We start from the raw sequence: 23,654 nt of genomic DNA, 5'->3' as shown, positions 1-23,654 counted from the left end.
CAAAAATAGAATAAATGCGCGCAGTTTTACAAAGAGTTACCGAGGCAAGTTGCAAAGTAGACGGAGATATTACCGGACAAATTGAAACCGGATTTCTCGTTTTATTGGGCATTGAAGAAGCAGATACGCTTGAAGATCTGGATTGGCTGGCGCAAAAAATTGTGAATATGCGTGTGTTTTCTGATGAAAATGGACTGATGAACAAAGCTTTGGCAGATATTGATGGACATATTCTTCTGGTTAGTCAGTTTACCTTGTTTGCATCAACCAAAAAAGGAAACCGACCAGGCTTTACGCGTGCGGCAAGACCAGATTTTGCCATTCCAATGTATGAAACAATGATTTCAAAACTCTCTGCTTTATTGGGTAAAAAAGTAGAGACCGGAATTTTCGGTGCAGATATGAAAATTGCACTTGTAAATGATGGGCCGGTTACGATATTGATAGATACAAAAGATAAACAATAAACAGATCAATGAACGCTCAATCCGAAAAACCGATAAAAATTTCAGAACCCATAATTCTGTGTCTTTTCTTGATAATTAAAATTGTATTAAGCCTGGTTTTGGTAAACCGTGTTTATGATTTTCATCGGGATGAATTTCTTTATCTTGATCAGGCCAATCATCTTGCGTTCGGTTATTTTTCGGTACCACCTTTAACGTCATTGTTTTCTTTAATTATTCAGCAACTTGGCGGTGGTTTTTACCTGGTTCGGTTGTTTCCGGCAATTTTTGGTGCACTTACCATGCTGTTTTGTTGGAAAATTGTTGATGCCGTAAAAGGAAATCTTTTAGCAAAATGCATGGTTTGCATGGCCATGATTTGCTCAATTTTTCTCCGCTTGAACAGCTTATTTCAACCTAATTCTTTTGATGTTTTGGCCTGGACAGCAGCGTTTTATTTTCTAATCCGTTATTTTAACGTTGATCAAAACAAATATCTCTACTTCTTTGCAGCCACAATTGGAATTGGCTTTTTAAATAAATACAATATTTTATTTCTTGTGATAGGCTTGCTGCCGGCAATTGTTGTAAGTAAGCAGCGAAAAATACTCGCCAATAAACACCTTTATTTTGCGGTATTGCTTGGGGTTTTAATTGCCATGCCCAATATTTTGTGGCAGATGAGCAACAATTTTCCGGTACTTCATCACATGCGTTTACTGCAAAAACTGCAATTGGTGCATGTTACATTAAGCAACTTTCTGATGAGCCAGCTTCTGTTTTTCCTCAACGCCATATTTTTTCTGCTCGCCGGGATCTTTGCATTAATATTTTCCAAGCGATTTAATCCATATCGCTGGGTTGTTCTTACTTATATATTTACGTTGTTGGTGTTCATCTATTTTAAAGGGAAAGATTATTACACTTTGGGCTTATATCCCGTTTTGCTTTGCTTTGGCGCTGTTTATTTTGCGTCGGTTTTGGCTAAACGCAGGGCTCTGCTCACCACACTTTTGGTATTTACCGTTGGATCATTTGTATACGTTTTACCTTTATTAATGCCGTTATACTCGCCAGAACAAATTATTCAAAATAGCGAGAGGTTTAAAAGAGTCGGTTTGCTTCGTTGGGAAGACGGAAAAGACCATACTTTGCCGCAAGATTATGCTGATATGCAAGGCTGGAAAGAAATGGCGTATTTAACAGATCTTGCCTACAGCAAGGTTAAAGATAAAAGTTCGGTTTTGGTGCGCGCAGATAATTATGGAGAAGCAGGCGCCATTAATTACTATTCTAAATATCCACATATCGGCGCGGTTGCCTATAGCGATGACTATTTTAAATGGTTTAGGATGAGTAAACCACTTAAGGATTTAATTTTAATTAGGCCGATAGGTGATGATGATCCGCAACGCGAAAAAGAAAGGCCTATTTTCGAAAAAATTACGCAGATTGGCGAAGTAAAAAATCCGTACTCGCGCGAGTATGGTACCAAAGTTTTTCTGCTGGAGGGAGCAAAAATCAACATCAATCCAATAATTGAAGCCGAAATAATAAAAGAGCAACAATGACTATTAAAGAAGCACAAGAAACAGTAGATCAATGGATCAACACTACCGGAATCCGTTATTTTAACGAATTGACCAATACTGCCATTTTAATGGAAGAAGTTGGCGAAGTTGCTCGGATTATGGCCCGAAAATACGGTGAACAATCTTTCAAAAAGAGTGATGAGGAGGTAAACCTTGCTGATGAAATGGCCGATGTAATGTTTGTTTTGATCTGTTTGGCCAACCAAACCGGAATTGACCTGACAGATGCGCTACACAAAAACCTCGAAAAGAAAACCAACAGAGACGCCGAGCGACATAAAGCAAATCAGAAGATAAACCCCCAAATCCCCTAATGGGAACTTTGAATTTCCATCGTTTATATCCAAATGTTGGATTTTATTTATTCCTCTTTACGAAACTAGGGATTTACAAATTCCATCAAACTTCTGTACGCTACAAAACGGTTTTCGAACTTTTCGTTTAATGTAGCTTGTAAAGCTGGCGCATATTGTTCCTGATAGGTGTTGTAGTTTTCTAATGTTTCCAAGATATACTGCGCACAATATGTTACTCCTTCATTTGGAGAATCTACAACTTTCAGCAATCGGTTAGATACAAACAAACCCGTGGCCATTACTTCCGGAATGTGCGTGTCTAGCATCCATTGTTTCCATTCTGCAGCTGCAGAATCTTCTAAAATCAGTGTTACGTTGTATAAAAGCATAATGCAAAGATAAGAATTGATCTGAGTTGATCTCTAAATCGCAATTCTTATCTTAGGCTGTAAATCTATACTCTGATGATCCAAATTCGTTTATCTGCCACAAATCGAGATCTCGATGGCATTATTGACCTTCAGCAAAAGAATTTAAAACACGTACTTTCTGCCGATGACATACAGCAGCAAGGGTTTGTAACGGTATCGCACACGCTTGATGATCTGCAGAAAATGCATAAACACGAAAAAAATGTAATTGCAACAAATGGCCAACACGTTATTGGTTACGTTTTGGGAATGACCGAAAAGTCTAAAAATGATATCCCCAGACTCATTGAAATGTATGACAGTTTTGATGAGGTTTTTTACGGTGATAAACCTGTTTCAGATTACAATTATGTAGTAGTTGGCCAGGTTTGTATTGATAAAGATTTTCGGGCTAAAGGTTTATTTCGTTCCTGTTACGATGCGTATAAAGATCACTTCTCTGCACGCTATGATTTTGCCATTACAGAAATAGCCAGCAACAATTTGCGCTCAATGACGGCACATGCGCATGTTGGCTTTAAATCCATTCACGATTATACAGATCAAAGTGGTGATCAATGGAATATTGTGCTTTGGGACTGGAAATAAATGCTGTAAACGGTTTTAAGAAATACCGTCGCCGCGCAGATTACGGAATCTTTTACGTGCTTCTGTACTAAACATACTGCCCGGATAATCTGTGATCAGTTTCTGAAAATAGATTTTTGCCTGTTCGGCATTATTCAATTTTTTCTCGTACAGATCGGCCAGACTGAATAAAGCATCGTCCGTCCAGATTCCATCCGGAAAATCTTCAGAGATTTTTTTCAGGATCTCGGCAGCCTGTTGGTAATCATTTCGCTCAATTAAAATGTGTGCTTTACTCATCAGCACGGCATCAGACAAACTATTTTGTGGAAATCGGATGGTAATGCTGTCCAGCTTTTTAATGGCTTGTTCTGGCAAATTCCGAAAAACCAGCATATCGGCATCGGCAAACATTTTTAATGCACTACTGTCTGCCGGCGTTTGTATATTGTCAGAAATCAATAAACTTAAATTTAAAGCGTCGTTTGCAATCAGTTGTGATGTAGCCGTTTTTAAAATGGCACATTGGCTGTTGCTGTACTCAAAATTTCCCTGGTAAAAAGAGAGCTTTGCACTTCTAAAGCGCGCTTCATTTCCTAATGGCTGGCCTTCAAATTGTTTACTTACCTGTTCATACACCAAAAATGCTTCCCAAGGTTGGTTTGTTAGAATGTAAATATCGCCAAGATCCATTTTCAATTGACCGATATCGTTTGATGAAAGTCCGGGCAATTGCAAAGATTCTTCCAAAATCGCTTCTGCTTTTTTGGCTTCATTAAGGTAATATGCCTGCAAGGTTGCCATTTTTTTCATGGCAAATAGTGTATTTTTATTTTTTCCGTATTCATCAAGTAAACCCTGGTAATCTTTGGCCAGCAATGCCAAATCTGCAGTTGCATATTTCCCTTTGGTTTGCATGTTAAACTTGGTGTTTAGCAGCTCAATTTTGGAGGGCAAATAATAGGTATTTTCTCTCCCTTTCGTAAGCAAGTATTCATAACCTTTAATTGCGGCATCGTACGCAGCATTATCCACAAAGGTATAAACGGCATTAAAAATGGTGGCACCATCTGCTTTCGTTCTTTTATCAAAAGCAATCAATTGCCTTAAAGCAAGCTCAAATTCTTGTTGTTGAATATAGTTCCAGGTAAGCAATTGTATATAAATCGGTGCATCCGGAAATTTCTGCACTTTTTTTAAAATGGCTGCCTGAAAAGTCTGGTAATCTGTTTTATCTTCAAAAATGCTGGAAAGAACAGATTCTGCCTGTGGCAATAATTGCGGCATGGTTTCTAATGCACCAAGATATTCTTGCATCAACATTGGTTTATCTTTTTTAAACCGGTAAATGTTTAGCAATTCAAAAGTAAATGCTTCATTGTTGTTCAGGATTTTTCTGCCTTGCCTAAATGTTTGTACCGCTAATTCATAATTTTCATAGCGGTAAAAACTATTGGCGAGCTGCCTGATCTTAAATTCTTCATTCGGCAGTTTGGAAATTACCTCGTTAAAAATTTTATTTGCTGCCTGTTCATCTCCTTTTTCCTGGTAAAGTTTACCCAATGCCACCTGGTAACTGTCTGCATTTTGCCCGCTTTGTTTAATAAGTTTCCTGGCCAGTTTCTCTGCTACATCATATTTTTTTAAACGCATTAATGTGGTAAAATACAAATCAAAATAGCCTTCGCTATTGGGTTTGTTAATGAGTTTCTCAAACAGCACCGAAGCTTTTTCATATTCTCCATCCTGAAAATACTGAATAGCTAAGGCACTTTCATCCTTATTGGCATTTTGTCCCTGAAAAAGAACCTGGGCCTCAATTGCTGTAGAAAAGAAAAGAAGGAAAAGGAAAAGCAATCTATTCATATGCAGGGAATCAAAAATTAAATGTAACATTTTAATATTTCACTGGCTCTGGCGCATGCTAAATTAAAACGTATTTTAAATGTTACTCGTGTACTGTTTCCAAGATATGTTATAAACACTAAATTAATCCGCTTCAATATAGCGACATAAGTAACATTGTTGGTGTATTTTATCTTAAAGCGTTTAGGTTGCATACTTTTGTCGTCCTATATTATTTTTTTATGGTGAAAAGGATTGTTTTATTGGTATTTGTGGCGTCTCTTATCTGGGCTTGCAAAAGCACAGACGGGGAAGATACGATCCCTGTGAACGATTTTTTTAAAACGCAGGATAAAGCATATTACCGTGTTTCTCCAGATGGAAAGAGTTTATCTTACCTTAAATTGCAAGATAAAAAGCTCGATTTATTTGTAGAAAGCATTGCCGATGGTAAAAACGTTCAACTTACCCGTTTGAGCGATAAAAGTATCAGTTTTTACTTCTGGACGAGTAACGATGAATTGGTATATTATACTGAAGACGATAGTAAAGACCGCAAATCTGATCTTTTTGTAATCAACAAAGATGGGTCAAAACAAGTTCAGTTGGGTTCAAATGAGAAAACACGTTTGCAGGTTATTGAAGACCAGTTAATTGATGATAAATACATTATTGTTGCATCAAATAAACGAGATTCTACAGTTTTTGATGTATACCGTTTAAATGTCAGAAATGGGAAGATGGATATTGCCGCCAAAAATCCGGGCAATGTTACCGAATGGATGACAGATAGTAAAGGCGTTTTAAAAATTGCAGTAGCCAGCGATGGTTTAACCGAAACGCTAATGTATCGCGATAGCGAAAACAAGCCATTTACGCCAGTTACTACACATAATTTTGATACTACTTTACAACCCGTTGCATTTTCTGAAAATCAAGACAATGTTTTGTATGCTATTTCTAATGTAAATCGGGATAAAAATGCGCTTGTTGCACTAGATTTAAAAACAGGTGCTGAAAATAAAGTCCTTTTCGGGAATGATAAACTGAATGTGGTTGATGCAAAATACTCGCGCATTAAAAAGAAAATGCTTTTTGTAACCTGCGAAACCTGGAAGAAAGAGAAAGTTTATCTGGATGAGGAAACGAAAATAACCTACTCTAAAATTGAAAAACTTTTACCCGGAACCGAGTGGAAGATTATGGATAAAGACAAAGAAGACAGCGTATTTATTGTGCGTACCTTCACCGATAAAAATCCGGGTTCTTACTATTTGTATCTGGCCAAAGACAATAAACTTAAAAAGCTGGCAGACATTAACTCTTCAATAAAGGAAGAACAAATGTGTAAGATGAAACCGATCAGTTACCGCAGCAGAGATAGTTTGTTAATTAATGGTTATTTAACATTGCCAAATCATAAAAAGGCGTCTAATTTGCCTTTGGTTGTGCTTCCGCATCATGGTCCGGGCGGGCGTAACAGTTGGGGGTATAATGCAGAAGTTCAGTTTTTAGCCAACAGAGGATATGCTGTGCTTCAGGTAAACTATCGTGGTTCTACCGGTTATGGCAAAACATTTTATGCTGCGGGCTTTAAAGAATGGGGAGATAAAATCCAGTTAGATGTAAATGATGGCGTGCAGTGGTTAATTGATAAAAAACTGGTTAATCCAAATAAAGTTGCCGTATACGGTTATGGTTTTGGCGGATACATTGCTTTGAACTGTTTATATAAAAACCCCGAATTGTATAAATGTGGTGGATCAAATTCTGGTGTTATCAATTTATTTAGTTATTTTAAGACCATACCACCATTTTTAAAGACTAATCTGCAAATGTATTATGAAATTGTAGGCAATCCGGAAAGCGATACAGATTACATGCGTTATGCATCTCCGGTTTTTCACGCCGATCGTTTTAAAGCGCCGGTATTTTTTGCGCAAAACTCTAAAGATCCGCGCGTAAACGTTGCAGAAGGTGTTCAATTTATTAAAGAATTGAAAAAACGAAATATTGAGGTAACCTATATAGAAAAAGAAGAAGGCCCAAATCCGGTATTGCGCCAGCAAGGCAGAACAGCACTTTATAAAGCGCTCGAAACGTTTCTAGAGCAAAATTTAAACAAGCGATAGTTCATGGCTTTAGATAAGAACAGCGGGTATAGGAAAAATTTTTCCCTTGTAGTTACTTTTATCGCACTGATTTCAATCCTCTTTATCCTTTCCTTATTTCTGGCCTTTAATTTCAGCAAGAAAACCATCGAAACAGATTTTGTATCTGAAAAGGTAAATGTTTTGGAACAAACCATTAAACCCTATAATGATTTTTTCCAGAATAAAATGCCCGAAATTTCGTATTACAACGGATTTCTGGATTCATCTACAGCATCACGTTTTGTAGATACCGTTATGCTTAAATATCCCTTTGTAACTAAAGTGATATTTTACGATACCGAAGTTAAGAATATGCCCGTTAGAGATGGTATTAATGCCAATCAACTCGGCATCGGGCCAAAATTCATCTTTCAGTTTGGGAAAGGTATTCCTTCAGATTCTACAAAATTATATTCAGAAAATAATACGAAGGCTTTTAATGTAGGTGATGATTTTAACGCACTGGCATATAAACTCGCAACTTTTGTAGATCAATTGGATACCACCAGTGTTCCCACTCAAGAAGCGCTTTTTACCAACTTTTCTGTAGTAAATCCCAATACTAATAAGATCAGTTATCTCAATATTCCTAGAATTGAAGACTTGAAAAACTATAAGGAGATGATGAAGCGTAAACTTGATCCAATGCCGGTTTATCAACAAGATATGCTGGTTTTTCAACTGGCGGCATCTCGGTTAAAAATCATTAATACCAGACCTTTACTGTATCAAACCATCAAAGTAGAACCGCTTACTTATGATCCTATAGATATTTCTGAAGAAAACATGACTACCGAAATTGCACTTCCAGGCGCATTTTCGAATTTTAAGTTGTACATGATTTCTTCAAAATCTTATATCAAAAAAGAAACGTTCATTTATTTTATGCCGATTGCTTTGGTTTTGCTTTTGGTGTATGGTGTGCTTTTGCTGGTTGCATTTTTAATTTATCGCAATTTAAACATCAACAGCAAAATGTTTAAACTGCAGTATGATTTTGTAAATAACCTGACGCATGAATTTAAAACACCGGTAAGTGTAATTAAAATTGCTGGAAATAACATTAAAAGTGCTACGGTTCTTTCTGAACGCGAACTGAATTTATACGGTAAAATTCTGGATGAAGAAGCCGATAAGCTAAACGGTTTAATGAATAAATTGCTGGCCTTTACACAGATTGAAAATAAAGCAATTAAACTAAACCAGGAAGCGGTAAATATTACAGATTTTATAGAAAGTACAATAGAATCGCATACGCTAAAACATCCGGATTTCGATATCACGTACGAAGTTGTAGGTTTTACATCTTTCATCAGCGATCCTGTCCTTCTGGGCAGTTTATTTGATAACCTGGTAGAAAATGCATACAAATATTCTAAACCCGAAAACAAGAAACTTCACATATCTGCTAAGCTGATTAAAGGCGTCCTGGTATTTCGTTTTGCAGATAAAGGAATTGGAATTGCCGGCAGCGAATTGGGTAATATCTTCAAGAAATTTTTCAGAATACAGAATCAATACAACCAAATGGGAAGTGTAGGCTTGGGTTTGGCATTCTGCAAAGAACTGGTTAACTTTATGCAGGGCGAAATTTCGGTCAAAAGTAAAGTTGGCGTAGGTACAGAGTTTAAAATTGTGCTTCCTTACGAAAATTAAAACCGCCGCAACCTGTACGCAATACAGGCGGCCATTTATAAAATAAACAATTGCAGAGAGCACCGCTCTACTAAACACCTTTTATACAACACAGATGTCTAAAGAAGTAAAAATACTAATTGTTGAAGATGATGAAAACCTTCGTTTTTTGGTTGCTCACAGACTAAAAGCAGAAGGATATACAATTTTGGAAGCCAATGATGGCGAGGCAGGCGAACGTATGATAATTGCCGATCAGCCGGATATTGTTCTGCTGGATTGGATGATGCCCAACAAACAAGGCGCAGAAGTTTGCGAGAATGTTCGTAAACAAGGTTTTGAAAACCTTATTATTATGATGACTGCAAAAGCCCAGGATGTAGACAAAATTGATGCATATAATTTTGGCGCTTCAGATTACATTACCAAACCATTTAATATGGATGTTTTGGTTGCCATGTTAGACAGTAAAGTGAAGTTTATTGTAAATAAAGATACCGCAGAAATTCACCGTTTCGGAAATATGGAACACCATCCAAATATCCATACTTTATTTAGAGACGGAAAGAAGATTGAGTTGACTATACTGGAAAACCGGATTCTGCTTTACTTTTTACGTAATCCCGGTAAAGTAATCAATAGAGATGAACTGATGTTGGTGGTTTGGGGTTACAACTCTGATGTTAATACCCGTACGCTAGATATGCACATTGTGCGCTTGCGTAAGAAGATTGAATTAAACCCGGATAATCCACAGTTGTTGCAGACTGTTCGTGGTATTGGTTATCGTTTTAACGCAGGATAAGTTAACGATAACGGTGTCATTTTGAGTGAGAGAATGTTTTGGCGAAACGCCCATTTTCTCACTCAAAAATATTTAAGCTCTTTTCAACGTAAAAATTGTGATTTCGGGTAAAATACCTACTCTGCCCGGATAGCCTAAAAAGCCATAACCTACATTTACGTAGAGCTGTTGTTGTTGCTCGCGATATAAACCTGCCCATTCTTTGTATATGTATTGCACGGGGCTCCATTGCAATTCTTTCAGGCGAACACCAAATTGCATACCGTGAGTATGACCACTAAACATCGCATCAATTTGCGGATATTTCTGCAATACCTCTCCACGCCAATGAGACGGATCGTGACTCAGCAATAATTTAACCGGCAAATCATCTGTATCTTTAACCGCAAGTTCCATTTTACCATATTTTGGAAATCTGCCCATGCCCCAGTTTTCAATACCTAAAATACCAATCTCCTCACCATCCACTTTCAAGCGTCGGTGTTCATTCATCAATAGGTCATAACCCATTACTTTGTGCACATCAACCATATCTTTCAGGTTTTTAACCTTAGCTGGAGAAGATTCTTTTCCAAAATAATAATCCCCATAATCATGATTTCCTAGTGAAGAATATACGCCAAGCGGTGCTTTAACATTGGCAAAAATATCTTGATAATCGCGCACTTCTTTGGTCAGATTATTTACAAGGTCGCCCGTAAAAAAGATGAAGTCTGGTTTTTCTGCCAGCAACATTTCTACGCCGCCTTTTACTGCGGTTTTGTTGTAGAAACTACCTGAATGAATGTCTGAAATCTGTCCGAGTGTAATGCCTTCAAATGCTTTTGGTAAATGGGGAAGAATTAAATTTACGCGCCTTACCTGATAATCATAGGCGCCAGAAATAATGCCCCAACTTAGTGATGTTAACGGTACTGCAGCGGCAACCAATCCAGCTTTGACCAGAAAGTCAGAACGACTAATCGTATCGTCGCCAGGTGTTAAAGGCGCTGAACTTTTAGTTTCAGGAGTTTTCTTTTTGAATAACTTGATGTATAATCTGCGTAAATCATCAAGTAAAAGAAATGGCAACATAGCCAGTTTGCAGGCAACTGTTAAGAAGAATGCTACAAGAATAATTGCCCGGAGTGTTAAAAATAGGTTGAGGTAAATGCCACAAAACACGCCAATGATAAGCAAGAGGCTATACGTCCAATAGGCAATTCCAAATATTTTTCTGGTTGTGGGTCTCCACTTTTTAAAAACTGAAGTAATGGCGCGGTAGCAATAAACATCGAATAGGATAATGAGAATGCAGCCTGCAAGGATGAGGGGTAATCTGCCCATTTTTGTAACTAATGTGGTGTAAATAAAAAAGCTTTGATTGCTTATCTTTACAGATAATGCCACCAAAGCTAATTAAATTATGAATATAGACGGTTATCTAAAATCGTCTTCGTCTTCCTCTTCTTCTCCAAATTCTGCGTTAAATAAGCTGCCAAACATGTCTGAGAATGCGAACCCTCCGTTCAGATGGTTTTTGCTGAGTTGAGAATATTCTGCCAATCCGTGAAGCACGAATTCCATTAGCAATAACGTTTGATTTTCGCTTAATTTCGGGTGAAATTTCTTAACCAAATCGTACAGGTTTGGTACACTCATTAAAACTTTTTTGTATTGACTATTGCTTAGAACATCTGTCACATCAAGATTATTCCCTTCTGTAAACCATTCGGTAATCTGAACGTATGGATTAGCCGATTTGCTCTTTTTTGCTTTTTCTGGATCCGGGAAATAACGGGCAAATAAAGTTTTTACGGCTTTACCAATTAATGTAGTAGCTACGTGCGCGGGCCCTTCCAACTCGCCTTCATAAACGAGTTCTATTTTTCCGGTAATGGCCGGAATAATTCCAGCAAGATCAGACAGGCGAACAAACGTATTTTTCTCGTTGGCAATCAACATTCTGCGTTCTGCTGTACTGATTAAATTTTCATATGCAGAAATGGTTAGCCTTGCAGAAACGCCTGATTTTTGGTCGATAAATTCACTTTTCCGGGCTTCAAAAGCAATTTGCTCTACCAAGTCTTTTACCAATCCATCTGCCTCAATCTGTTCTTTCTGCTCTGTCGATAATTTGGCTTCCTGGAAAGTAATTTTTCTTGAAATTTCAATGCTTTTTGGATAATGCGTTAAAATCTGGCTTTCTATCCGATCTTTTAAAGGCGTAACAATACTGCCGCGATTGGTATAATCTTCCGGATTTGCTGTAAATACAAATTGAATATCTAATGGAAGGCGCAGTTTAAAACCGCGAATCTGGATGTCTTTTTCTTGGAGCATATTAAACAATGCTACCTGGATTCTGGCTTGTAAATCCGGAAGTTCATTAATTACAAATATGCTTCTGTGTGCCCTGGGGATTAAACCGAAATGGATTACACGTTCGTCGTTGTAGGTTAGTTTTAAAGTTGCGGCTTTAATGGGATCAACGTCTCCAATTAAATCTGCAACGGTTACATCTGGAGTAGCCAATTTTTCAGTATAACGCTCACTCCGGTGCAACCAGGCAATTTCTGTATCGTCTCCCTTTTGCTCAATTTCGTTTTTCGCATACCAGGAAATCGGATTCAGTGGATCATCGAAAATTTCACTTCCCGCTACGTATGGAACATATTCGTCCAGTAGATTAACCATTAAACGGGCAATCCGCGTTTTAGCCTGACCACGTAAACCCAGCAACAAAATATTGTGGCGCGATAAAATGGCAGTTTGCAATTCCGGAATTACAGTTTCGTCGTACCCGATAATACCTTTGAATTCCGATTTTTTATCGCGAAGCTGTTTAATTAAGTTTTCCCTCAATTCGTCTTTTACGCTTCGGGATGTATAGTTGGTTGCCTTTAACTGGCCTAGTGTTGTATTTTGCATGGATGAGTATTGTAAATATAATTCGGGTGTAAACCAGTTACCTAATGCTTTTGGTTATTTGCTTTTTAACTTTTTCATAAACTCAGCAAAAGCAGGCTTCAATTCGGCAAACAGATCATTGTCTCGGTTTTTCAGCATGACTTCGCCAAATAATTTTAATCCAATGGCGAACTCCGCGCTGTCTCCTTCAGTTTGAAACAAATCTTTTTGTTTAATTGCTTTTATAATATTGAAAATGTTATCGTGATTGTCAAATTCAATAGTAAGCGGTTCTGATTTAATTTCGTCTTCTTTTGCCAGACTAAGTGCTTCTAGCGTTAATTTGTATGTATTTGTTCGTTTTGTCATGTATGTACAGTTTAAAAACTATCTTACTGTTCTTCTTCGGTTTTTAATGTAATCTTCAAAAATGTATTCTCCCAATCCATTCAATGAACTGTAAAATGCCCGTCCGCCGTTAATTTGGGTAAATTGGCGCACGAACTGTTGTAAGTACGGATCTTTGGCGATCATGAATGTGGTGATTGGAATTTTCAATCGTTTACATTGCGCGGCCATATTTAATGTTTTGTTAATTACTTTCCGGTCTAAGCCCATGCTGTTCTTATAATAACGGCCGTTTTCTTTTAAACAGGTTGGTTTCCCATCGGTAATCATAAAAATTTGCTTGTTGTGGGTTTTTCGCCTGCGTAGTAAATCTGTGGCAAGCTCTAAACCAGCATAAGTATTGGTGTGGTAAGGGCCAACTTGCAGATAAGGCAAATCTTTTACGCTGATGGGCCAGGCATCATTTCCGAATACAACAATATCTAATGTATCTTTTGGATAGCGCGTTTTAATCAGCTCTGCGAGTGCCATAGCAACTTTTTTAGCCGGTGTAATCCGATCTTCGCCATACAAAATCATGGAGTGCGAAATGTCTATCATTAAGACTGTAGAAGTTAGAGTTTTAAAATCTTTTTCTTCTACTTCCAGGTCGCGTTCAGTAAGCGTGAAGTTGCCAATGCCATGATTAATCTGTGCATTGTGGATAGACGCGGTCATATCAATCTGATCGAGGCTATCACCAAAATTGTATTCTCGGCGATCGGCATTTTTTTCTTCTCCTAAACCACTTTTATTGCTGTTGTGGTTGCCTTTTCCGCCTTTTTTTAACTTACCGAAAATTTCTTCAAGCGCGGATTTGCGTATGGTTTGTTCGGTTTTTGGTGTAATTTTAAGCTCTCCGCTTTGGTTATCATCTGTAAGATAACCTTTGTCTTTTAAATCGTCTATAAAGTTTCCAATGCCATAATCATTAGATGTCAAATTGTATTGTTTGTCGAGTTCATTGAGCCAGCTTAATGCTTCAGCAGCATCGCCAGATGTATAATTCAGCAATTCACTAAATAATTTCAGCAACTCATCAAACCCCCCAGCCGGTTTATCACCTGGCTTATAATCAGAAAAACGAAAACCTCTCATGTGCTTTTATAACGAATTATCGAATATAAAAGTTTGAGAACGAACTAATTTAAGCGCCATGTCATATTTGGCCTGATGGTAGCTCTGGAAGACTTCAGGCCGATAAACAGGAAAGTTGTTTAACCTATATAGGCACCAAATCATTTGTACGCTATGTGCATCAAGATTCCAGAGGATGTCGTGCTCATTCAGTTTAGTGCTTTACTCAAATTTGCGATTAAATAGCTGTGATATTGAGTTTTTGAATGGATATATTTACTTAATCATTTACGTAGAAAGAAAAATATAGTATGGGAAAAGTTGGAATGAAAGATCTGGCTTTGCGACTTAATTTATCAACCGCAACAATATCAAAAGCACTGAGAGACAGTTATGATATTGGAGAAGAAACCAAAGCACGTGTGTTGGCTTTGGCTAAAGAATTAAATTATAGCCCGAACCCGCACGCAAGTTATTTACGGCGTAAACAATGTAGAACTATTGCGATAGTTGTACCCGATATTGCAGACAGCTTTTTTGCGCGGCTCGTTAATGGTGCAGAAGAGGTTGCGCTAAGTGAGGGTTTTGATGTGATGATTTACCTAAGCCATGATAAGCCTGAGCGGGAGCAATCCATTTTGGCGCAGTTAGCCAACGGCCGTGTAGATGGTGTGCTTATTTCGGTTGTTAGTCGCTACGACGATTACACTTGTTTCGAGAATTTAAAAGAAGCGGGCGTTGACATTGTTTTTTTTGATCGAATTTTAGAAGAAATTGGTGATGGATCTGTGATTACAAATGATTTTGAAGCCAGCCGCCAACTAACCCGTCATTTGATAGAAAGTGGTTGCTACAAAATTGCTTTTTTATCTCCATCAGATGTTTTGTTTACTAACCAACAACGAAGTGAAGGCTACATACAGGCACATGCAGATTGTTGTATCAAGGTTGATGCAGATCGTTTTATTTTATGCAGTGGTAGTGAACCATCAAATTTAGAGCAAATAAAAAATTGCTTAAAAAGTGTTAATCCACCAGACGCTTTTATTGCCTCTGGTGAAGATTTAATTCTGCCTTTATATCAAGCTTGTGCCGAAATGAACATCAGTATTCCGGATGAGGTTAAATTGGCTGCTTTCTCTAACGCGAAACATGCCGCCATTCTTTCTCCATCCGTTACCACAATCACACAGCCTGCTTTTGAAATGGGCCAAACGGCTGCGGCTTTGCTTATTAAAATGGTAAATGGTAAAATCATTTATGACGATGAAAGAACCGTTATTCTCCCCTCCAAACTCGACATAAGGTCTTCTTCTCAAAATCAGCGCACGCTTTAGGCATAAAAATAAAAGTTACCCTTAACAGAAAAAATTAACCAAAAATTTCTTCTCCATATGGAGGATTAGCACCTGTTTGAGATGCTACAAAAGCACCAACTTTGCATGCGCGATCCAAAATCACATCCATTGGGTAACCATTTAGAAAACTGGAGATAAAAGTTGCCAGAAAGGAATCGCCGGAACCAACAGTGTCCGCAACTTTTACCTTATAACCAGCATGTGTATGGAGCTGGCCACTGTGCAAAACAGAAGCGCCTTTATCGCCTAAGGTTAAACAAATGATTTGGATGTCAAACATAATGGCCAGTTGTTTAAGTATTTGCTCGTCATTGTTCCCACTCAACGCAAACTGATCTCTTAGATATACAATTTCGTGCTCATTTACTTTCAGAATGTCCGCTTCAGCAAGCAAGGCTTTTAGTGTTTCTGGTCTGTAAAACGGTGGCCGCAGATTAATGTCGAATACTTTCAGTTTTGCTTCTTTCAACAAAGACAGAATAGTAGTTTTGCTGGTTTCGTTGCGGCAGGTTAAACTGCAATAAACAAATGCATCAGCGTTTTGTACCGCATTAATTGTTTCCGGATTTAATAAAATAGCATCCCACGCAACCGGCTCAACAATGGTGTACGTTGCTTGCTGCGATTCGTCTAAAAATACCTGAACCGTGCTGGTTGGTAAATGTGATTTTTGAATGAGGTTTACAGGATAGTTTTGCTTTTCAAGGAAATCTAAAAGTTCTTTTCCATTTTCATCTTCGCCAACGGAACTAATGAACCGGCTGTTTATGCCTTGTTTATGAAGATTTAGGGCTACATTCATAGATGAGCCACCGGCTTTTTTACCTTCCGGGAAAACATCCCACAAAATTTCCCCTATTGATGTTACTGTTTTCTGCATGTTCTAATGATGATTTGTAAAGGAACAATTTTTCGTGGTTTTCCAACAAATAATTGCATTTTTATTTATTCAAACAACAGTTAAATTACAGGTTTATGAAAAAGCTTTTTATAATAGTATTGATGTTTATCGGCTTTGCAGCAAAGGCACAAAGTCCAAAAGATAAACAAGCCATTTTGGATGTTTTGGAATCGCAACGTTTAGCGTGGAATAAAGGCGATGTAGAAACGTTTATGGACGGTTATATAAAAAGCGACAGTTTGTTGTTTGTCGGCCAAAACGGACCGACTTATGGTTGGCAGAAAACTCTTGACAATTATAAAAAGACCTACCCGGATAAAGCTGCAATGGGTATACTTACTTTCGGGATTAAGAAGGTAGAGTTTTTATCCAAAGATGTTGCTTTTGTGTTGGGAAGCTGGAACTTAAAACGTGCGAAAGACGAGCCGAAAGGTTATTATACTTTGCTCTTTAAAAAGATAAATGGCGAGTGGAAAGTAGCGGTAGACCACAGTAGTTAATATTTACCGAAGTAATTTTTGAAGGTTCAGCGAGTAAAACTGCTGAACCTTTTGCTGGTTTTTTACTCGCCCAATGTGCGGTTTTTATAATAAAATTCTTTGTCTTCATCTGTAATCTGGCGGATGACCTTGCACGGATTTCCGGCAGCAAAAACACCATCCGGAATGTCTTTTGTAACTATACTTCCCGATCCGATTACTACATTACACCCAATTTTAACGCCCGGATTGATTACAGCATTTCCTCCAATCCAAACACTGTCTCCAATTGTGATTGGCTGTGCCCATTCCACTTCCTGATCGCGCAGATGCGCATGAAGCGGATGACCTGCGGTATAAATGGCTACATTTGGGCCAATAAATACATTATTGCCAATAGAAACCTTTGCACAGTCTAAAACAACGAGATTGAAATTTGCATAAAAGTGATTTCCAATTTCGATATTATAACCATAATCGCACCTAAAAGGTGGTTCTACATAAAACATGGTTTGTGTTTTGCCGAATAGTTTTTTTAACAACTCTTTTCGCTGTTTAATGAACTTTGGCGCCAGGTTATTAAACTCAAATACTATTTCTCTGGCTTTTAATCTTTCTTTAGAAAGTTCTGCATCACCGGCCTGGTAGGCTTTACCCGCAAGCATTTTCTGTTTTTCGGTCTGTGTAGTATTGTCCATTTGATAAAGTTAATCGCTTGTAAGGATTTAATCTAAAAATGATCAAATAAAAAAGGGGAAATTGAAATATTTCCCCTTTACGTATTTTATGGAAAAGACTTATGGTTTGCCTTTGGCAAGTGCTTTTTCTGCTATTTTAACGGCTTTCTTTTCTCGCCAGTTTGCGTACTTTTCTTTAAATGCCATTTTAATTACACTGTCAATCGCGCCATGTGTAAATAAGCTCCAAATACTAGCCGCTTTTCTGGTTATTGATTGATCCCATGCACGCAAGCTTAAAGAGAAAGAACCATCCACATATTTCATCCAATGCCACATTCCCGTTGGCATAAATAAAGTATCGCCATGTTCTAAAAAAACTTCATATCCTTCTACACCGTTGAGTGCAGGGAATTTCTTGAAATCTGGATTGTCTACCTGATAATCTTCAAGGGCATATGTTGCATTAGGCAGGCAATATAAACGATCTTTCCATTTGTAATCGAACAGAACGATATGCTTTCTGCCACCAAAGTGCGTATGGAAAATATGTGGAAGATCGATGTCGTAATGTAAAAAAGTTACAGAGTTAGATCCGCCAAAAAACATCGCCGGCATGCTTTCTATAAAGCCACCCATCAAATCTTTTGGGATTTTGATGTCATTAATTAAGCTCGGAACTTTCTTAAACAAGTTGAAGAAAAAGATTCTCAGCTCTGTAGGCTCACGTTTTATTAAATCCAGATAATCTCCAAATTTCATGTGTGCGGTAGCTGCATTTATTGGCTTTGAAGGATCGGCTTTAGAATTATCATACAATGGAACTTCCAGCTCTCCGGCTATTTCTTTCAGATATTCTGTAGTCCATTTTTCCCGTGCAGGCCAATCTTTCGTTAGGCCTTTGATTACCAATGGACGTTTCGTTTTCAGATAATTTTTCTTAAAATCCTCTGGTGTGATACTTTCAACTGTATCTACAGGTTTTAAAATGAAACTCATGCGTGTAACTCGGTTATTTATAGCCGAACAGCAAAAGTGTACATTTTATTTTACAAAATATAGCGATGAAAAAAAATGTGATACAAATTATTAAATGCTTTTTTACGCAGATTTAATAATTTGTAAACACAGATTTAAGCAAGTACCTTTCTGGTCTTAATTTTTTCATAGGCTGCATCCCAAAGTTTTATCCTATGTTGTAATGCCATTGTAGCAGTTTCTTCGGCTTCGGCCCAGAAAGCATCGTTGGTTTCGCATAATTTTTCGGTCATGCTTAAAGCAAGATGACTATGGTGATCACCATCTACCTCAATATGTCTTTCCAGGTAATATTTGAATGTCGACATTTTTTCTGGTGCGCTGCTGTTCAGATCGTTTACCATGCTAAAAAACATGTTTGGAATTAAATCTTCGCGGCCAAAGGTAAAACTAGCAGCCTGTAAATGGTTTTGTTTGCTGTTAATGGTTTCAAAAGTAGACCGTACAAATTCTCTCGCAGCTGTCGGAACTTCTGCAAGCTCGAAAGCCATTTCGAGGCTGCGGCCATTTTTTAGTGAAATTAGGAATTTCTGTACCGGACCAATATCTGCGCCACATTGCTCCATTGCATCGAGGTACAATTCAAAATGACTTTTTATTTCGCCATTGGCATCTACATCAGATTCTTCACCGGCTACAATTTCATTAATCAATTGCCGGGTTACCGGATCACCAACTGGGAACCAAGGCAAAGTTGTACATGTAAGATTAATTTGTAAAGCTTTTAGTAGCGACATGAAATCCCAAACGGCGTAAATGTGGTATTCCATAAAGATTTGTAAATCTTCTATAGCACCAATCTCTGTATACACTTTGTGGTTAATAATTTGCTGCCTTAAAGGCTCAATGTTTTCTTGAATTTTAATAATGTTCTGATGCATTATGTTTTGTTGATTGAATGTGGAATGAGAGAAGTAATTTTTATTTGAGATGAAAGTTTTGATTTAAGCCATTTCTCTCATTGTATTCTATCTATAGGTTTGGCAGGTTTTTTTCTAATGCTCTTGTTGCCTTTTTTATGGCTAATTTTTCTTTCCAGCTCATGTAACGTTCACGGTAATTTGCTTTCATAAAATCATCAAATTTTCGTTGTAACGTAAGGTTGTATAAACTTTTTGCTTTTACAGCCCAGCTTTTATCCCAGGCACGTAAACTAATCGAAAAGGAGCCATCCAAATATTTCATCCAATGCCAGTATCCGGTAGGCATAAATAAAGTATCTCCATGTTCTAAATGTGTTTCTAAACCTTTAATACCTTTTAATGCCGGAAATTTTTCGAAATCGGGATTTTCTATATCATAATCTTCTAAAGCGTAAGTTGCATATGGAATTTGATACAAACGTTCTTTCCATTTATAATCAAACAAAATTACATGTTTGCGGCCATTAAAATGTGTATGAAAAATATGTGCCAGATCAATATCGTAATGTAAAAAGGTAACAGAGCCCTCGCCACCAAAAAACATGTTTGGATAATTGTCTAAAAAACCGCCCATCAAATCTTTAGGCGCAATATAATCGTCCAGTAATTTTGGGGCATGTTTAATTGGGTCAAATAAAAAGATTCTTAAATCTGTTGGGGTATTTTGAATTAAGTCTATATAATCTGCAAAATTCATTTCGGCAGCAGAAGCATTAATAGGTTTTGAAGGATCGGCTTTAGAACTGTCGTATAAGGGAACTGATGTATCGCCAACAACTTCCTTCATATAGTCTAGTGTCCACTTTTGATAAGCAGGCCATTTTTTAGCCATATTCTTTATTACAAGTGGTTTTCGTGGTTTTAGATAATTCTTTTCAAAATCGATTTTAGATATGTCATCAACAACATCTATCGGAGATAAGTCGAACTTCATGTTAAATAATTCTTAAGAAAAAGCAAATTTAATAACCTGAATAAAACTTATGGGGCAATTCTAAAATCTTTAAAATTAGCTGACAATTAGTCGAAAAGAGTCAGAAAGTAATACATTTAGGTTATAAAAAACGTTCTCACCAATGGCGAGAACGTTAGTATTGAATCATTCGGGACGTGATTATATTTTTAAAAGCCGCAAAGGCCGAAATGTCTGTTGATGGTTAAATACGTAAACAAAATTGGCTTGGATTTTAGAAAAATAAAAAAAATGCGATCTGACTTTACTGGCCAGATCGCAAACAATAGGGATAGCAACAAAAATTTATTTAGGCATCAATACCGTATCAACCACATGGATTACACCATTTTTCTGATACACATCTGCAATGGTTACTGTACTCATCCCGCCTTTTTCATCTTTCAGTACCAATTTTTTCCCTTCCATCCAAGCCCAAATTTTTCCGCCTTCTACTGTTGTAAATTCTGCCTTGCCATTTCCTTTTTTAATTGCAGCTGCAATAGCTTTACTATCCAGCTTTCCAGCCAACACGTGGTAAGTCAGTACTTTTGTTAAAGTTGCTTTGTTTTCTGGTTGCACTAAAGTTTCAACGGTTCCTTTAGGCAATTTATCAAAAGCCTCATTTGTTGGTGCAAAAACCGTAAAGGGGCCATTACCTTTAAGTGTTTCTACCAAGCCAGCAGCTTTAACTGCTGCAACCAAAGTAGTGTGGTCTTTAGAGTTTACAGCATTATCTACAATATCTTTGGTTGCATACATCGCTGCGCCACCAACCATAGGGTTTTTCTGTGCAAAAACTTGAGTTGTAAATGCCATTACACCAACAGCAAAAACAGATAAGATTAACTTTTTCATTATTTATTATTTTATGGTTTCTTTATTTGTCAACATGTACGTTGATTCTGTAAACCTTGGTTTTTGTAAATAATTTTTATTATATAATGACCAGTAAATCAATTGCTTAAAATTTAATTTGCCTTTGGGGTAAAAGAATTTGAAAATGAGTATTAACGTGTAATGGCCAATTTTGGCCGTCTTTCTGCTGTATCTTTTTGCCAGAAAAAGGCAAAAAGGATGTCGCGCCAAAACGGTTTAAAAAACGAGGGCCGGGTAAAAGAAACATCTGTTCTTTTTGCCCGGCCTGGTATAGTATTTTTTACAGAAAGTCTATTAAACGACTTCGGCGTTCCGTATTTTTTTTGAAAAGATATTTGGAAAAAAACGCTTCAGAAAAATCGCTTTGGTTTCTTTGCCTCCTATGTAAACTTCTTCTTTTTTGGCCGTTACGGCTTTAATAATTTCTGCGGCACAAACATCAGCAGGCATTCCATTTGCCTGGGCATTGTCCATTGTTCCTTGTTGGGTTCCTTTTGCAGTTAAAGCGTTAATAGAAACATTGGTTTTAATAAAACCCGGACAAACAATAGTAATGTCTATATTTTGGTCGTAAATTTCTGCACGTAAAGAATCAAAATAACCATGCAAAGCATGTTTAGATGCTGCATATGCCGATCTGAATTTGGTACCAAACTTGCCAACTAAACTGCTAATTAACACAATTTGGCCGCCGCCGTTTGCAAGCATATTTGGTAAAATTGCTTTCGTTAATACAACAGTTCCCCAGAAATTGGTGTTCATAATGGTCTGTTCGGTTTCAAGCTGCGTTTCCATAGCCAATGCACGTTGACTTACACCTCCACAATTGATCAAAATATCAATCTTCCCGAAAATTTTTACGGCATCATCTGCTTTGCGTTTTAAGGTTCCAGTTTCAGCTAAATCAAAAGCAAGCACATGCACATTAAATGAATTTTGACAGTTTGATTTGACCCTGAAAAGTTCATCTCTGTTTCGGCCAGAAATAATTAATTTATGACCAGCTTTAAAATATTTGTAGGCCAGTTCTTCACCAATTCCGGAAGATGCGCCTGTAATCCATATAATTTTTGACATACAATATTATTATGATTGAATGATTGAGAGGCCGATTTGCGTATTAAAATCTTAATCTACAATAAAAAGTTCTGATGCAATATGATCGGCAAAAAGTTTACCCTCCTGGCTCAACACAATCTGATCTCCGGTTGTTAACAGCCAGTTTTTATCGTTAAAATTCCGTAAGTTGTATCGGGTTTCTTCCAGAAAATCTTTTCCAAATTCTTGTTCAATTTTTTGAAGGTTAATTCCCCATATGGTTCTTAAAGATGTCATCACATATTCATTGAAACGATCATTCAGGCTAAGTTCTTCTATAATTTCCGGCAGCTTATTTTGTGCAAGTTCTTGCGTGTATAATGCATTATTTGCTGGGTTCAAATAACGGTTGTGTCCGTCAAAGCCGTGTGCGGACGGCCCAATGCCGAGGTAGTTTACACCTTTCCAATAATTGGTGTTGTGCACCGCATAACAACCAGGTTTGCCGAAATTAGAAATTTCATAATGATCAAAACCTGCCGATGTTAGCTTTTCCATTAGAAGTACAAACTGAGCAGCACTTTGGTTGTCGCTAACCGGCGTTTGCTGACGTGTTTTAATGGCATGCGCCAAAGCAGTTTTAGGTTCTACGGTTAAGGCATAAGCCGAGATATGCGGTACCTGCAATTCAATACTTTGTTGAATATTGTTAAGCCATTTTTCATCGGTAAGTAGTGGAAAACCATAAATTAAATCCATTGTCAGGTTTTCAAAACCTGCATCCTGACTTCTTTTAATGCTGTTTTGGCCTTCTTCGGCACTATGTGCCCGGTTCATCCATTTCAGATCTTCATCATAAAAAGATTGGATTCCAATACTGAAACGGTTAACTGGCAGCTGGTTAAGCTCTTTAAGCTTCTGTGTTGTTAAATCGTCGGGGTTTGTCTCAATGGTGATTTCTGCTGCCGCATCAACAGAAAAAACATGATTTATGGTGTCGAAAATTTTTTGCAAGGCAGGCAGCGGTAAAATAGAAGGCGTGCCACCGCCCAAATAAATGCTTCCAATTTGCCCTGAAATGCGGTCTTTTTTTAGCCGAATTTCTTTACAAATGCTCTCAACCATTTCATCTGCATACTTCATAGAAGTGCTAAAGTGGAAATCGCAGTAATGACATGCCTTTTTGCAGAAAGGGATATGAATGTAAATGCCAGCCATTTTGCAAAAATACAGAAGTATTTAGTGGATTCGCCTAATCGGTAGGTATTCTTTTACGTTCTGAATAC

23 protein-coding genes are annotated in these 23,654 nt (G+C 37.5%); 9 read left to right on the top strand and 14 right to left on the bottom strand.

Annotated elements, in window-relative coordinates; all coding sequences use genetic code 11:
* Nucleotides 1-14: 14 nt before the first annotated feature.
* From dtd to ACJVDH_RS18070, 3 genes are read left to right on the top strand one after another with little or no spacing between them, the layout of a single operon-like run.
* A complete protein-coding gene (gene dtd, locus ACJVDH_RS18080; protein WP_443944802.1) occupies nt 15-467 on the top strand; it encodes a D-aminoacyl-tRNA deacylase in 453 nt (150 codons plus the stop codon).
* 8 nt (nt 468-475) lie between these two features.
* Complete coding sequence (locus ACJVDH_RS18075) at nt 476-2,017, top strand: ArnT family glycosyltransferase (RefSeq protein WP_443944801.1); 1,542 nt, start codon at nt 476-478, stop codon at nt 2,015-2,017.
* The gene (locus tag ACJVDH_RS18070) at nt 2,014-2,352 is read left to right on the top strand and encodes a nucleotide pyrophosphohydrolase (protein WP_443944800.1); all 339 of its coding nucleotides are present in this window, start codon (nt 2,014-2,016) and stop codon (nt 2,350-2,352) included. The genes ACJVDH_RS18075 and ACJVDH_RS18070 overlap by 4 nt, the downstream gene beginning before the upstream one ends.
* 65 nt (nt 2,353-2,417) lie before the next feature.
* Here ACJVDH_RS18070 and ACJVDH_RS18065 read toward each other — a convergent pair whose 3' ends face one another.
* A complete protein-coding gene (locus ACJVDH_RS18065; RefSeq protein WP_443944799.1) occupies nt 2,418-2,723 on the bottom strand; it encodes a DUF4286 family protein in 306 nt (101 codons plus the stop codon).
* Nucleotides 2,724-2,798: 75 nt separating this feature from the next.
* Between ACJVDH_RS18065 and ACJVDH_RS18060 the strand changes: the two genes are divergently transcribed.
* The gene (locus ACJVDH_RS18060; RefSeq protein WP_443944798.1) at nt 2,799-3,353 is read left to right on the top strand and encodes a GNAT family N-acetyltransferase; all 555 of its coding nucleotides are present in this window, start codon (nt 2,799-2,801) and stop codon (nt 3,351-3,353) included.
* 15 nt (nt 3,354-3,368) lie between these two features.
* On the opposite strand, the gene ACJVDH_RS18055 is transcribed toward ACJVDH_RS18060, so the two are convergent.
* A complete protein-coding gene (locus ACJVDH_RS18055) occupies nt 3,369-5,198 on the bottom strand; it encodes a tetratricopeptide repeat protein (RefSeq protein ID WP_443944797.1) in 1,830 nt (609 codons plus the stop codon).
* Between the two features lie 221 nt (nt 5,199-5,419).
* On the opposite strand from ACJVDH_RS18055, the gene ACJVDH_RS18050 reads away from it, so the two are divergent.
* From ACJVDH_RS18050 to ACJVDH_RS18040, 3 genes are all read left to right on the top strand, one after another.
* Nucleotides 5,420-7,309: a S9 family peptidase gene (locus tag ACJVDH_RS18050; RefSeq protein WP_443944796.1), complete on the top strand. Its 1,890-nt coding sequence runs from the start codon at nt 5,420-5,422 to the stop codon at nt 7,307-7,309.
* Nucleotides 7,310-7,312: 3 nt separating this feature from the next.
* A complete protein-coding gene (locus ACJVDH_RS18045) occupies nt 7,313-8,986 on the top strand; it encodes a sensor histidine kinase (protein ID WP_443944795.1) in 1,674 nt (557 codons plus the stop codon).
* A gap of 94 nt (nt 8,987-9,080) precedes the next feature.
* Nucleotides 9,081-9,770, top strand: coding sequence for a response regulator transcription factor (locus ACJVDH_RS18040; protein WP_443944794.1), 690 nt, complete (start codon nt 9,081-9,083; stop codon nt 9,768-9,770).
* 72 nt (nt 9,771-9,842) lie between these two features.
* Here ACJVDH_RS18040 and ACJVDH_RS18035 read toward each other — a convergent pair whose 3' ends face one another.
* From ACJVDH_RS18035 to ACJVDH_RS18020, 4 genes are all read right to left on the bottom strand, one after another.
* Nucleotides 9,843-11,096: a metallophosphoesterase gene (locus ACJVDH_RS18035; RefSeq protein ID WP_443944793.1), complete on the bottom strand. Its 1,254-nt coding sequence runs from the start codon at nt 11,094-11,096 to the stop codon at nt 9,843-9,845.
* 93 nt (nt 11,097-11,189) lie between these two features.
* Complete coding sequence (locus ACJVDH_RS18030; RefSeq protein ID WP_443944792.1) at nt 11,190-12,680, bottom strand: magnesium chelatase; 1,491 nt, start codon at nt 12,678-12,680, stop codon at nt 11,190-11,192.
* Between the two features lie 54 nt (nt 12,681-12,734).
* Nucleotides 12,735-13,028, bottom strand: a complete 294-nt coding sequence (locus tag ACJVDH_RS18025) for a DUF3861 domain-containing protein (protein ID WP_443944791.1) — start codon at nt 13,026-13,028, stop codon at nt 12,735-12,737.
* 18 nt (nt 13,029-13,046) lie between these two features.
* Complete coding sequence (locus tag ACJVDH_RS18020; RefSeq protein WP_443944790.1) at nt 13,047-14,144, bottom strand: vWA domain-containing protein; 1,098 nt, start codon at nt 14,142-14,144, stop codon at nt 13,047-13,049.
* 290 nt (nt 14,145-14,434) lie between these two features.
* On the opposite strand from ACJVDH_RS18020, the gene ACJVDH_RS18015 reads away from it, so the two are divergent.
* The gene (locus ACJVDH_RS18015; RefSeq protein ID WP_443944789.1) at nt 14,435-15,460 is read left to right on the top strand and encodes a LacI family DNA-binding transcriptional regulator; all 1,026 of its coding nucleotides are present in this window, start codon (nt 14,435-14,437) and stop codon (nt 15,458-15,460) included.
* Between the two features lie 34 nt (nt 15,461-15,494).
* Here the strand turns inward: ACJVDH_RS18015 and ACJVDH_RS18010 are convergent, their stop codons facing one another.
* Nucleotides 15,495-16,361, bottom strand: coding sequence for a carbohydrate kinase family protein (locus ACJVDH_RS18010; RefSeq protein WP_443944788.1), 867 nt, complete (start codon nt 16,359-16,361; stop codon nt 15,495-15,497).
* Between the two features lie 95 nt (nt 16,362-16,456).
* On the opposite strand from ACJVDH_RS18010, the gene ACJVDH_RS18005 reads away from it, so the two are divergent.
* Entirely contained in the window at nt 16,457-16,882 is a 426-nt protein-coding gene (locus ACJVDH_RS18005) for a YybH family protein (RefSeq protein ID WP_443944787.1), read from the top strand.
* A 62-nt stretch (nt 16,883-16,944) separates the two neighbouring features.
* Here ACJVDH_RS18005 and ACJVDH_RS18000 read toward each other — a convergent pair whose 3' ends face one another.
* The 7 genes from ACJVDH_RS18000 to hemW all read right to left on the bottom strand — a co-directional run bounded on the left by ACJVDH_RS18000 (nt 16,945) and on the right by hemW (nt 23,586).
* Nucleotides 16,945-17,559 (bottom strand): sugar O-acetyltransferase, encoded by a 615-nt coding sequence (locus ACJVDH_RS18000; RefSeq protein WP_443944786.1) that lies wholly within the window; start codon nt 17,557-17,559, stop codon nt 16,945-16,947.
* A gap of 99 nt (nt 17,560-17,658) precedes the next feature.
* Entirely contained in the window at nt 17,659-18,537 is an 879-nt protein-coding gene (locus ACJVDH_RS17995) for a cupin-like domain-containing protein (protein ID WP_443944785.1), read from the bottom strand.
* A 134-nt stretch (nt 18,538-18,671) separates the two neighbouring features.
* Nucleotides 18,672-19,457, bottom strand: a complete 786-nt coding sequence (locus ACJVDH_RS17990; RefSeq protein WP_443944784.1) for a DUF3050 domain-containing protein — start codon at nt 19,455-19,457, stop codon at nt 18,672-18,674.
* A gap of 91 nt (nt 19,458-19,548) precedes the next feature.
* Nucleotides 19,549-20,433 carry a cupin-like domain-containing protein gene (locus ACJVDH_RS17985; protein WP_443944783.1) on the bottom strand — a complete coding sequence of 295 codons (885 nt, stop codon included), beginning with the start codon at nt 20,431-20,433 and terminating at the stop codon, nt 19,549-19,551.
* A 324-nt stretch (nt 20,434-20,757) separates the two neighbouring features.
* On the bottom strand, nt 20,758-21,309 hold the full coding sequence (locus ACJVDH_RS17980) for a fasciclin domain-containing protein (RefSeq protein WP_443944782.1): 552 nt from the start codon (nt 21,307-21,309) through the stop codon (nt 20,758-20,760).
* 315 nt (nt 21,310-21,624) lie between these two features.
* The gene (locus tag ACJVDH_RS17975; RefSeq protein ID WP_443944781.1) at nt 21,625-22,407 is read right to left on the bottom strand and encodes an SDR family oxidoreductase; all 783 of its coding nucleotides are present in this window, start codon (nt 22,405-22,407) and stop codon (nt 21,625-21,627) included.
* 51 nt (nt 22,408-22,458) lie between these two features.
* Nucleotides 22,459-23,586, bottom strand: a complete 1,128-nt coding sequence (hemW, locus tag ACJVDH_RS17970) for a radical SAM family heme chaperone HemW (protein ID WP_443944780.1) — start codon at nt 23,584-23,586, stop codon at nt 22,459-22,461.
* Nucleotides 23,587-23,654: the final 68 nt, after the last annotated feature.

This window comes from Pedobacter terrestris (assembly GCF_052343045.1).
GTDB lineage: Bacteria > Bacteroidota > Bacteroidia > Sphingobacteriales > Sphingobacteriaceae > Pedobacter.
The sequence above is the reverse complement of the archived record's forward strand: the minus strand, read 5'-3'. Positions and strand labels throughout refer to the sequence as shown.

What these genes read in the sequence shown, in the direction of transcription:
- dtd (WP_443944802.1), top strand. Translation starts at nt 15, where the DNA reads ATGCGCGCAGTTTTACAAAGAGTTACCGAGGCAAGTTGCAAAGTAGAC.
- ACJVDH_RS18075 (WP_443944801.1), top strand. Translation starts at nt 476, where the DNA reads ATGAACGCTCAATCCGAAAAACCGATAAAAATTTCAGAACCCATAATT.
- ACJVDH_RS18070 (WP_443944800.1), top strand. Translation starts at nt 2,014, where the DNA reads ATGACTATTAAAGAAGCACAAGAAACAGTAGATCAATGGATCAACACT.
- ACJVDH_RS18065 (WP_443944799.1), bottom strand. Translation starts at nt 2,723, where the DNA reads ATGCTTTTATACAACGTAACACTGATTTTAGAAGATTCTGCAGCTGCA.
- ACJVDH_RS18060 (WP_443944798.1), top strand. Translation starts at nt 2,799, where the DNA reads ATGATCCAAATTCGTTTATCTGCCACAAATCGAGATCTCGATGGCATT.
- ACJVDH_RS18055 (WP_443944797.1), bottom strand. Translation starts at nt 5,198, where the DNA reads ATGAATAGATTGCTTTTCCTTTTCCTTCTTTTCTTTTCTACAGCAATT.
- ACJVDH_RS18050 (WP_443944796.1), top strand. Translation starts at nt 5,420, where the DNA reads ATGGTGAAAAGGATTGTTTTATTGGTATTTGTGGCGTCTCTTATCTGG.
- ACJVDH_RS18045 (WP_443944795.1), top strand. Translation starts at nt 7,313, where the DNA reads ATGGCTTTAGATAAGAACAGCGGGTATAGGAAAAATTTTTCCCTTGTA.
- ACJVDH_RS18040 (WP_443944794.1), top strand. Translation starts at nt 9,081, where the DNA reads ATGTCTAAAGAAGTAAAAATACTAATTGTTGAAGATGATGAAAACCTT.
- ACJVDH_RS18035 (WP_443944793.1), bottom strand. Translation starts at nt 11,096, where the DNA reads ATGGGCAGATTACCCCTCATCCTTGCAGGCTGCATTCTCATTATCCTA.
- ACJVDH_RS18030 (WP_443944792.1), bottom strand. Translation starts at nt 12,680, where the DNA reads ATGCAAAATACAACACTAGGCCAGTTAAAGGCAACCAACTATACATCC.
- ACJVDH_RS18025 (WP_443944791.1), bottom strand. Translation starts at nt 13,028, where the DNA reads ATGACAAAACGAACAAATACATACAAATTAACGCTAGAAGCACTTAGT.
- ACJVDH_RS18020 (WP_443944790.1), bottom strand. Translation starts at nt 14,144, where the DNA reads ATGAGAGGTTTTCGTTTTTCTGATTATAAGCCAGGTGATAAACCGGCT.
- ACJVDH_RS18015 (WP_443944789.1), top strand. Translation starts at nt 14,435, where the DNA reads ATGGGAAAAGTTGGAATGAAAGATCTGGCTTTGCGACTTAATTTATCA.
- ACJVDH_RS18010 (WP_443944788.1), bottom strand. Translation starts at nt 16,361, where the DNA reads ATGCAGAAAACAGTAACATCAATAGGGGAAATTTTGTGGGATGTTTTC.
- ACJVDH_RS18005 (WP_443944787.1), top strand. Translation starts at nt 16,457, where the DNA reads ATGAAAAAGCTTTTTATAATAGTATTGATGTTTATCGGCTTTGCAGCA.
- ACJVDH_RS18000 (WP_443944786.1), bottom strand. Translation starts at nt 17,559, where the DNA reads ATGGACAATACTACACAGACCGAAAAACAGAAAATGCTTGCGGGTAAA.
- ACJVDH_RS17995 (WP_443944785.1), bottom strand. Translation starts at nt 18,537, where the DNA reads ATGAGTTTCATTTTAAAACCTGTAGATACAGTTGAAAGTATCACACCA.
- ACJVDH_RS17990 (WP_443944784.1), bottom strand. Translation starts at nt 19,457, where the DNA reads ATGCATCAGAACATTATTAAAATTCAAGAAAACATTGAGCCTTTAAGG.
- ACJVDH_RS17985 (WP_443944783.1), bottom strand. Translation starts at nt 20,433, where the DNA reads ATGAAGTTCGACTTATCTCCGATAGATGTTGTTGATGACATATCTAAA.
- ACJVDH_RS17980 (WP_443944782.1), bottom strand. Translation starts at nt 21,309, where the DNA reads ATGAAAAAGTTAATCTTATCTGTTTTTGCTGTTGGTGTAATGGCATTT.
- ACJVDH_RS17975 (WP_443944781.1), bottom strand. Translation starts at nt 22,407, where the DNA reads ATGTCAAAAATTATATGGATTACAGGCGCATCTTCCGGAATTGGTGAA.
- hemW (WP_443944780.1), bottom strand. Translation starts at nt 23,586, where the DNA reads ATGGCTGGCATTTACATTCATATCCCTTTCTGCAAAAAGGCATGTCAT.